A 9,143-nucleotide genomic window follows, 5' to 3' on the forward strand; every position below is an offset into this window, starting at 1 on the left:
ACGGCGCCCCGGCCGCCGCCCAGCCGTACGGCGTCCACCCGGTCACCGCGCTCTTCACCGACCCCCGCTACCCGCGCGACACGGACCTGGACGTCGCCTTCGCCCGGGTCGACACACCCGTCGAGGCCGCCACGGGCGCCCTCACCCTCACCCCGGCGGCCGGCTGGACCCACCGCGTCACGGTCATCGGCTACCCCGCCGGCACCAATGTCAACAAGCACCACCAGGCCCTCCGCTGCACTGTCCCCACCAGCCGCCTCCCCGGCCACCACCAGCTCCGTATGGTCTGCGGCGGCTTCTACGGCGGAGTCTCCGGCGGCCCCTGGATCACCTCTTACGAAGCCGCCACCCGCACCGGCACGGTCATCGGCAACACCGGTGGCTACGAGACGGGCGGCCGCGTCCACTGGATCTCGTACGCCCCGGTCTACGGCCGCGCCGCCCTCGCCCTCTACGCCCGCGCGGTCGCCGCCGGCCGGTGAGTGGCGCTGGCGGGCTGACGGCCGCCGCTCGGGCTAGCGTCGCGTACATGAACCGCAGAAAACAGAAGAAAATGGCCGACAAGCTCGTCTGGGCCGCGATGTCCCACGACACCAAGCAGGTCGGAGCGCTCCTGCGCGCCGGGGCCGACCCGGACGCCCCCGACGTGGACGGCGAGACGCCGCTCTACGCCGCCGCGGTCCAGGGCGCCACGGACAACGTGCGCCGGCTCCTCGCCGCCGGGGCCTCCCCCGACGCGCCGAGCGCGGGCCCCGGGTCGGAGGGCACCGCACTGTGCGCGGCCGCCTGCTGGGGCGAGACCGAAGTCGTACGGGAACTTCTCGCCGGCGGGGCCGACCCGCACCTGCGCGAGGACAACGGCGCCGGGAAGACCCCGCTGGAGTGGGCGGAGGCCGGCCCGCACGAGGAGACGGCCGCCCTGCTGCGCGCTGCCATCAGACCAGTCGCCGTGCCGTAGCCCAGCGGGTGAGCTCATGGCGGTTGGACAGCTGGAGCTTCCTGAGCACCGCGGAGACGTGCGACTCGACCGTCTTCACCGAGATGAAGAGCTGCTTGGCGATCTCCTTGTAGGCGTAACCGCGCGCGATCAGCCGCAGCACCTCGCGCTCGCGCTGCGTGAGCCGGTCCAGGTCCTCGTCGACCGGCGGCGCGTCCGTCGAGGCGAACGCGTCGAGGACGAAGCCCGCGAGGCGCGGTGAGAACACCGCGTCGCCGTCCTGGACACGGAAGATCGAGTCGACCAGGTCGGTGCCGGTGATGGTCTTGGTGACGTAACCGCGCGCGCCGCCCCTGATGACCCCGATGACGTCCTCCGCCGCGTCCGAGACGGACAACGCCAGGAAACGCACCGGGCGTTCGGCGTCCGACATCATGGCGGCGCTGCGGCGCAGCACCTCGACGCCGCCGCCGCCGGGCAGGTGCACGTCGAGCAGGACGACCTCGGGCCTGGTGGCCGTGATGACGGTGACCGCCTGGTCGACGTCGGCCGCCTCACCGACGACCTCGACGCCCGTCGTCTCCGTCTGGCCGATTTCCGCCTGTACGCCGGTGCGGAACATCCGGTGGTCGTCGACGAGGACGACCCTGACCTTGCGCTCCGCGGCTGCTTCGGTCTTGGACTCGGTCATGCTCGCTCCATCTCCAGTTCCACTACGGTGCCGCCCTCGGGTGCGTTGCGCAGGCTCGCCGTACCGCCGTGGCGCTGCATCCGCCCGATGATTGATTCTCGTACGCCCATACGGTCGTCGGGTACGGAGTCCAGATCGAAGCCGGGTCCCCTGTCCCGTACCGACACGAAGACCGTACGGCCCTCGACCTCCGCGTACACCTGTACCGCCCCGCCCTCGCCACCGTACTTGGCGGCGTTGACCATCGCTTCCCTCGCGGCCTGCATCTGTGCGGTCAGTTTCTCGTCGAGCGGACAGTCGCCGACGACCACCACCTCAAGGGGGACGCCGTGCTTGTCCTCGACCTCGGCGGCGGACTTCTTCACGGATTCGGCGAGCGTCTCCGGCTCGTCCTTGCCCGTCCCCTCCGGCTTGTAGAGCCAGGCGCGCAGCTCGCGCTCCTGGGCGCGCGCCAGGCGCCGTACCTCCGAGCCGTCGTCCGCGTTGCGCTGGATCAGGGTCAGGGTGTGCAGCACCGAGTCGTGCACATGCGCCGCCACCTCCGCCCGCTCCTGGGCGCGGATGCGCATCAGCCGCTCCTGGGAGAGGTCCTGGGTCATCCGTACGATCCACGGGCCTGCCAGCAGCGCGATGCCCGCGAGCACCGCCAGTGTCGCGGTGAGCAGGTTGCCGAGCTGGGCCGCCGAGCCCTGGATGACGATGAAGGCCGTGAAGCCCGTGCCCACCAGGGCCACACCCGCGAGCCCGCGGGCCAGCGGCAGCAGCCGGCTGCTGCGGCCGACCGCGGTCCAGTGGGCGCGGCGCGAGTTGTCGACCTGGCGCCAGACCAGGACGACGCCCGCGCCGATGAGCAGCGCGGGCCAGATGTAGGGGCTGGCGTCGCCGCCCACGGAGACGTTCTGGCCGAAGATGACGCCGCCGATGATCAGCGCGATGAGCGCGACGATCTGGCCCTTGTCGGGTTTACGGAGGAGCCTGCGGCGCCCGTCCGCGGTCCGCGCCTCGTAGTAGGCCGCCCCCGGCGCGTCCACCCCGCCGAGCCCCAGCGGCACCACGAACCAGAAGGCGACGTACAGCAGCGCGCCGAGCCCCTCCAGGGTGAACAGCACGATGAAGGCCGCCCGCACCCAGGCGACGGGCACCCCGAGGTGTCCGGCGAGACCGCGCGCGACGCCGCCGAGCATCCGGCCCTCGGCGCTGCGGTACAGCTTGCGCAGCGGAGGGTCCTCCGGGGTCTCGGAGGATGCGGCGCGTTCGGGGCGTCCGGCGCGTGGCGGGGCAACTGGCGGCATGTACCGATCGTCACACGTACGGGCGGGCCGGGGCATCAGGGATGTCCCCCTGAGTCGGCCGCCGCGAAATCAGGGACCGGCCAGGGTCGCCCGGGCTCCCATCCGTACCTCCCGCCCGTCACCATGTACGTATGACGGACCAGCAAGCCGAAGCCGAGGCCGGAGCCGGAGCCGCGGACGAAGACCGGCCACAGCTGCGGCGCCACCGGAACAGCAAGGTGGTCGCCGGGGTGTGCGGCGGGCTCGGCCGGCACTTCGACCTCGACCCGGTGATCTTCCGGGTCGCGCTCGGCGTGCTCGCCGTGACCGGCGGCGTCGGCCTGATCTTCTACGGTTTCGCCTGGCTGCTCGTCCCGCTCGACGGCGACGACGAGAACGAGGCCCGCCGGCTGCTGACCGGCCGCGTCGAGGGCGCCTCGATGATGGCGGTGCTCTTCGCGCTGGTCGGCTGCGGGCTGTTCCTCTCCATGCTGGGTTACGTGTCCGTACTGGTCTTCGCCGCCCTGCTGAGCCTGGCCGTCGGAGGCTCCTCGGTCTGGTCCCAGCGCCGGCGCCTCGCCACGCCCGAGACGCTGGACCCGGTGACCGCGCAGACCGTGGCGGACGCCCCGCCGGAGACGAAGGCGCCGCCCGCGCCCGGCGGCCCGTCGTGGTGGCGGGACCCGATCGTCAAGGACGGCACGACGGGCCTGGTCGGCACGGGCTACCTCTGGGGTCCTGGCGACGCCCCCGTGGACGCGGCGCCGCCGCCCGCCTCACCCTGGGCTCCGTCCCGCGCCCCCGCGGCGGTACGCGGCCCGCGCGGCATCGGCGGCCGCGTCTTCCTGGCCGCACTGCTCGCGGCCGGCCTCGGCGCGGGGATCTCCTGGGACCACCAGCCGCTGGGCACCGCCCTGCAGATCGGTTTCGCCTGCGCGCTCGCCGTCTTCGGCATCGGCTTCGCGGTGAGCGCCTTCGCCGGCCGTACGGGCGTGGGCACGATCGTCCTCTCACTCATCACGGCCGGTCTCCTCGCGGGCGCTTCGGCGGTCCCCAAGGACATCAGCACGACCTGGGCGACCACGGAGTGGCGGCCGGCATCGGTCGCGGCGGTGGAGCCGGAGTACCGCATCGGCTCGGGCGACAGCACCCTCGACCTGGGCGCCCTGGTGATCCCGCCGGGCACGTCGGTGACGACCACGGTCGAGGTGGGCGCGGGCCGCATCCGGGTGCTCGTACCGAAGAACGTGACCGTGCGTCTGCACGCCGAGGTCGGTCTGGGCGACATCCAGGTCCCGGGCAACGAGCAGAAGGACATCAACATCTCCCCCAGCCAGGACAAGACCATGACGCTCGCACCGCCCGCGGGCAGTGCGGCGGGCGGCACCATCGAGCTCGACCTGAAGGTCGGCGTGGGACAGGCGGAGGTGGCCCGTGCCGCACAGTGAGCAACGGCGCGATTACCGGCACGACATCCGCCCCGGCAAGCTGATCGCGGGCCTCGTCCTGATCGGGGTGTCCGTCGCCTACCTGGGCGATGTGGGCGGCGCGTGGGACACCCCGTCGGGGATCGCGGTGCCGGCGGTCGTCACCGGTCTGATCGTGGCGGGCGCGGTCAACTGGGCCGCCTACAGACTGCGGCGCCGGCGGGCGGCCAGGAGCGCGTCGAGCGAGACGAGCGACGTCCCCGCGAGCACGAGCGGCAGCCAGGCCATCAAGTAGGCGAGGTCGTTCCCGTAGTAGTACGGGCTCGTCTGCCAGCTCACCGTCAGCCAGAGCGAGAGCGAGATCAGCGCACCGCCGAGGGCCGCGAGCCGCCCGAAGAGGCCGAGCAGGGTGCCGATGCCGACGGCGAGCTCACCGAAGGCGATGGCGTACCCGAAGCCGGCCGGGCTCTTCAGCGCGAGATCGACGAGGGCGGGGATCGCGGCGCTGTCCCGTACGGAGGTCATCAGCTCGCCGACGGAACCGGTGCCGGTGGCATGGAAGAACGCGCTGTCGGTGAGCTTGTCGATGCCGGCGTAGACGAAGGTGATCCCGAGGAAGAGGCGGAGCGGAAGCAGCGAGTACCGCCGGGCGGTCGCCCGCCACCCGGCCGGTTCCTGCACCCCGCCGAGGGGTGTGGTGGTGCTGCCGTCCGTCCGATATCCGTGAACCATGGCTGGTCCCGCCTCTCCGCTCGCCCGATGCGCAGGCACGATTCTCCCTGCGGGTCTCGAATAGAGATACGTATGGCGAGGCGTTCGGGCTCAATCCTGGTCGGACCCCGCCCGGTACGCGACCTTCGGCCGCGTGTCCTCAATCGCCGGACGGGCTGGTTTTTGCCCACGCCGGGCAAAATCAAGCCCCTCCGGCGATTGAGGAGCGGGGTCCGGGGCGGGGGCCTCAGTCCGTCACGTCGATCGTGTGGGGGGCCGTCTCCACCCCAGCAGCTGTCACCACCCGCACATCCACCACCCCCGGCTCGACCTCCACCGGCACCGGCACGGTCAGCACCGAATCCGTGGGGTTCGCGAACCCGCCCGCCACCGGCACCAGCGGCACATGCACGTGCACCGCCCCGATCCGCACCACAAGACGCGCCAGCCGCTCCGGCGTCTGCGCCCCGGGCGGCACGAATCCCGCGCCCCGGATCTCGATGTCGTCGCCGGTACGGATCGGCGCGTCCAGGTCCCCCGCCTCCCGCGCCCGCACCACCGAAAGCACCACGGGCCGGCCGCCCTCCGCGTACTTCCCCGCGAAGTACGTCGCCGCCGACACCGCCACGAGCAGCGCGAGCCCCCACGGCAGGTCGGGCAGCTGCTCGGGCCGCCGTGCGAGCCGTACGCCCGCGAACAGCACGCCCACCGCACTCACCAGCACATACTGCACATCCGTGAAGGACCCACGGCCGGCGTCGTCCGTCAGCAGGTCGGCGGCGCGCGGCCGGTCGGCCCGTACCTTCTGCAGCTTCTGCGCATGCACCCGTACGCCCACGACCCTGCGCACCACCACGGCGACCGCGCTCACCAGTGCGAGCACGGTCACCACACCGGCGCCCCGCGCGATCTCCATCCCGTCGATCAGCGCGTCCCGGTCCCCGTGCTCGGACGCCTGGGCCAGTTCCAGCGCGAGCACCAGCACCGCGAAGACGACCAGCAGCACCCACACCCCCGCCACCGCGCGCGAGGTCGAGAGCCGGTTGTCCTCGCCGACCACCGGGGCGAGCAGCCCGCCCCGCGCCCGGTGCAGCCACGCCGCGCCCGTCAGCAGCCCGCCCACCACGACCGCGGCGAGCAGCCCGGCAGTACGCGCCGACGACCACCCCGCCCCGATCGCCGTAGCGGTCTGCACGAGGGCGAGCGCGAGCACCGCGCCCCACACCACGAACACCGTGCGCCGCCACACCAGTTGAGGCCACGCCTCGCCCGCCTCACGGCTCCGCTCGGCCACCGCGCGCGCCGACTGCGTCAGCTCGTCCGACACCCACTGCCGCGACGCCCCCGCCGAGTGCGCGACCGCTCCGGGCAGCCCCTGCCCGGCCGCCAGCTCGTCCCGTTTCAGCAGGAACGCGGCGACCGCCCTCCGGTGTCCTTCACGCGCGCCGTGCGGGCAGTCGCCGCACGTGCAGCCACCGCCGTGCCGCGTTCCGCTCTGCCCTGCTTCCTGAACCGCCACGAAGAACGCCGCCTTTCCCACCCCGAGAGACCGCCAACATCCGTACGGCGTCAGCGAATTGTGTCGTACGGAAGGCGCGTCTCACGCAGCAGGTCGGCCGAGCCGCGGTGATGGGCGTTTCATCAGGTTGACTGCGGTTCCACCATCCGCCGCCAGAGCGGCTGGTAGTTGATCCACGCGACAAGATCGCTGCCCAGCTGGTCCCTGGTGGCGAGCGCCTTCTTCTGCTCGATCAGCACCGGCCGCCCCGCCGCCCGCGCCGCCAGCTGCACCTGGGCGCACCTCTCCATGCTGATGAACCACCAGGCCGCCGCGTCCACCGTGTCGCCGACCGTCAGCAGCCCGTGGTTGCGCAGGACGACAGCCTTGTACGGACCGAGCGCGGCCGCGATCCGCCGCCCTTCCTCCTCGTCCACGACGACGCCCGTGTAGGCGTCGTAGAGCGCGTGGTCCTCGAAGAAGGCGCAGGCCTCCTGGGTGTACGGCTCGATCAGCGCACCCAGCGCGGCGAGCGCCCGCCCGTACACCGAGTGGGTGTGCGCGACGGCGACGACGTCGGGGCGGGCCCGGTGCACCTGGGCGTGGACGGCGAAGGCGGCCTGGTTGACATGGCGGCGTCCCTGGACGACCTGCCCGTCCCCGTTGACCAGGACGAGATCGTCGACCTGCACATGCGCGAAGGGCACCCCGAACGGGTTGACCCAGTAACAGTCGGCGAACTCCGGGTCGCGCACGGTGATGTGGCCGGAGACGCCCTCCTCGTACCCGTACGCACCGAAGATTCTCAGCGCCCCAGCGAGCCGGCGCTTGCGGTGGGCCCGCTCGTCCTCGACGGACTCGTGCACGAGTGGGAGCGCGAACTCCAGCTGCTCGACGGGGATCGGGGCGGGCGCGGGCGTCTCAGTCATGGGCGCAAGCTACCTGCGGTTACTTCAGCATGGAATACGCCGACGCCGCCGCTCACAAGATGTGAACAGCGGCGTCGGCTGTCAGAGCGCTGTGCGCGCTATTCCCACTCGATGGTGCCCGGGGGCTTGCTCGTCACGTCGAGGACGACGCGGTTCACATCGGCCACCTCGTTGGTGATGCGCGTCGAGATCTTCGCGAGCACGTCGTACGGCATCCGCGTCCAGTCCGCCGTCATGGCGTCCTCGCTCGACACCGGACGGAGCACGATCGGGTGCCCGTACGTCCGCCCGTCGCCCTGCACGCCCACGGACCGTACGTCCGCGAGCAGCACGACCGGGCACTGCCAGATGGAGCGGTCCAGACCGGCCGCCGTCAGCTCCTCGCGGGCGATGGCGTCCGCCTCGCGCAGCAGGTCGAGCCGCTCCTTGGTGACCTCGCCGACGATACGGATACCGAGGCCGGGGCCCGGGAACGGCTGGCGCTGGACGATCTCGTCCGGCAGCCCCAGCTGCGCGCCGACCATGCGGACCTCGTCCTTGAAGAGCTGCCGCAGCGGCTCGACGAGCTCGAACTCGATGTCGTCGGGGAGCCCGCCCACGTTGTGGTGGGACTTGATGTTGGCGGTACCGGAGCCGCCGCCCGACTCGACCACGTCCGGGTACAGGGTCCCCTGCACCAGGAAGGCCACGTCCTCGCCGCCCTCGGCGATGATCTCGGCCTGCGCCTGCTCGAAGACGCGGATGAACTCGCGCCCGATGATCTTCCGCTTCTGCTCCGGGTCACTGACCCCGGCGAGCGCGTCCAGGAAGCGCTTCTCGGCGTCGACGACCTTGAGCTGTACGCCCGTGGCCGCGACGAAGTCCTTCTCGACCTGCTCGGTCTCGCCCTGGCGCATCAGCCCGTGGTCGACGTACACACAGGTCAGCTGGGAGCCGATGGCCTTCTGTACGAGCGCGGCCGCGACGGCGGAGTCGACCCCGCCGGAGAGCCCGCAGATGGCGCGCTTGGAGCCGACCTGCTCGCGGATGAGCGCGACCTGCTCCTCGATGACGTTCCCGGTCGTCCAGGTCGGCTCGATGCCGGCGCCCCGGTAGAGGAAGTGCTCCAGTACCTGCTGGCCGTGCGTGGAGTGCAGGACCTCGGGGTGGTACTGGACGCCGTAGAGCCGCTTCTCGTCGTTCTCGAAGGCGGCGACCGGCACGACGTCCGTGGACGCCGAGACGGTGAAGCCCTCGGGGGCCGCGCTGCACGCGTCGCCGTGCGACATCCACACCGACTGGTCGACGGGGGTGCCCTCGAAGAGGGTGGATCCCGGCTGGGAGACGGTGAGCGCGGTGCGTCCGTACTCGCGCGCCCCGTTGTCGTCGACGGTGCCGCCCAGGGTGGTGGCCATCAGCTGGAAGCCGTAGCACATGCCGAAGACCGGGACCCCGGCCTCGAAGAGCGCGCGGTCGACGGTCGGGGCGCCCTCCGCGTACACGGACGAAGGACCACCGGAGAGGATGATCGCCTTCGGGTTCTTGGCCAGCATCTCGGCCACGGGCATCGTGGAGGGCACGATCTCGCTGTAGACCCGCGCCTCACGGACGCGACGGGCGATGAGCTGGGCGTACTGCGCGCCGAAGTCGACAACGAGGACTGCGTCCGGGGTGCTGTCGGGGGCGGCGGGGGGCGCTGC

10 protein-coding genes are annotated in these 9,143 nt (G+C 72.0%); 4 read left to right on the forward strand and 6 right to left on the reverse strand.

Annotation, left to right across the window (positions count from 1 at the left end; genetic code table 11):
• Both J0695_RS34520 and J0695_RS34525 read left to right on the forward strand, forming a co-directional pair.
• On the forward strand, positions 1 to 482 hold a 482-nt coding region (locus J0695_RS34520; protein WP_505383621.1), incomplete at its 5' end, for a trypsin-like serine peptidase.
• A 47-nt stretch (positions 483 to 529) separates the two neighbouring features.
• Complete coding sequence (locus J0695_RS34525) at positions 530 to 958, forward strand: ankyrin repeat domain-containing protein (RefSeq protein WP_206968720.1); 429 nt, start codon at positions 530 to 532, stop codon at positions 956 to 958.
• Here the strand turns inward: J0695_RS34525 and J0695_RS34530 are convergent.
• Both J0695_RS34530 and J0695_RS34535 read right to left on the reverse strand, forming a co-directional pair.
• On the reverse strand, positions 936 to 1,628 hold the full coding sequence (locus tag J0695_RS34530) for a LuxR C-terminal-related transcriptional regulator (protein WP_206968721.1): 693 nt from the start codon (positions 1,626 to 1,628) through the stop codon (positions 936 to 938). The two genes, J0695_RS34525 and J0695_RS34530, sit on opposite strands and share 23 nt — an antisense overlap.
• Positions 1,625 to 2,920 (reverse strand): ATP-binding protein, encoded by a 1,296-nt coding sequence (locus J0695_RS34535; protein WP_242553569.1) that lies wholly within the window; start codon positions 2,918 to 2,920, stop codon positions 1,625 to 1,627. Before J0695_RS34535 ends, J0695_RS34530 begins: the two co-directional genes overlap by 4 nt.
• Positions 2,921 to 3,051: 131 nt before the next feature.
• Between J0695_RS34535 and J0695_RS34540 the strand changes: the two genes are divergently transcribed.
• Together J0695_RS34540 and J0695_RS34545 are read left to right on the forward strand one after the other, a co-directional pair.
• On the forward strand, positions 3,052 to 4,347 hold the full coding sequence (locus J0695_RS34540) for a PspC domain-containing protein (RefSeq protein WP_206968723.1): 1,296 nt from the start codon (positions 3,052 to 3,054) through the stop codon (positions 4,345 to 4,347).
• Positions 4,334 to 4,621, forward strand: a complete 288-nt coding sequence (locus tag J0695_RS34545; RefSeq protein ID WP_307798862.1) for a hypothetical protein — start codon at positions 4,334 to 4,336, stop codon at positions 4,619 to 4,621. The genes J0695_RS34540 and J0695_RS34545 overlap by 14 nt, the downstream gene beginning before the upstream one ends.
• Here the strand turns inward: J0695_RS34545 and J0695_RS34550 are convergent.
• From J0695_RS34550 to guaA, 4 genes are all read right to left on the reverse strand, one after another.
• Positions 4,528 to 5,058, reverse strand: coding sequence for a DoxX family protein (locus J0695_RS34550; protein WP_206968724.1), 531 nt, complete (start codon positions 5,056 to 5,058; stop codon positions 4,528 to 4,530). The genes J0695_RS34545 and J0695_RS34550 overlap by 94 nt on opposite strands.
• 226 nt (positions 5,059 to 5,284) lie before the next feature.
• Entirely contained in the window at positions 5,285 to 6,556 is a 1,272-nt protein-coding gene (locus J0695_RS34555; protein WP_206968725.1) for a hypothetical protein, read from the reverse strand.
• 122 nt (positions 6,557 to 6,678) lie between these two features.
• Positions 6,679 to 7,464: a class II aldolase/adducin family protein gene (locus J0695_RS34560; protein WP_206968726.1), complete on the reverse strand. Its 786-nt coding sequence runs from the start codon at positions 7,462 to 7,464 to the stop codon at positions 6,679 to 6,681.
• Between the two features lie 98 nt (positions 7,465 to 7,562).
• On the reverse strand, positions 7,563 to 9,143 hold a 1,581-nt coding region (guaA, locus tag J0695_RS34565), incomplete at its 5' end, for a glutamine-hydrolyzing GMP synthase (RefSeq protein ID WP_242553570.1).

Source organism: Streptomyces beijiangensis, assembly GCF_017315755.1.
Taxonomy (GTDB): Bacteria; Actinomycetota; Actinomycetes; order Streptomycetales; family Streptomycetaceae; genus Streptomyces; species Streptomyces beijiangensis.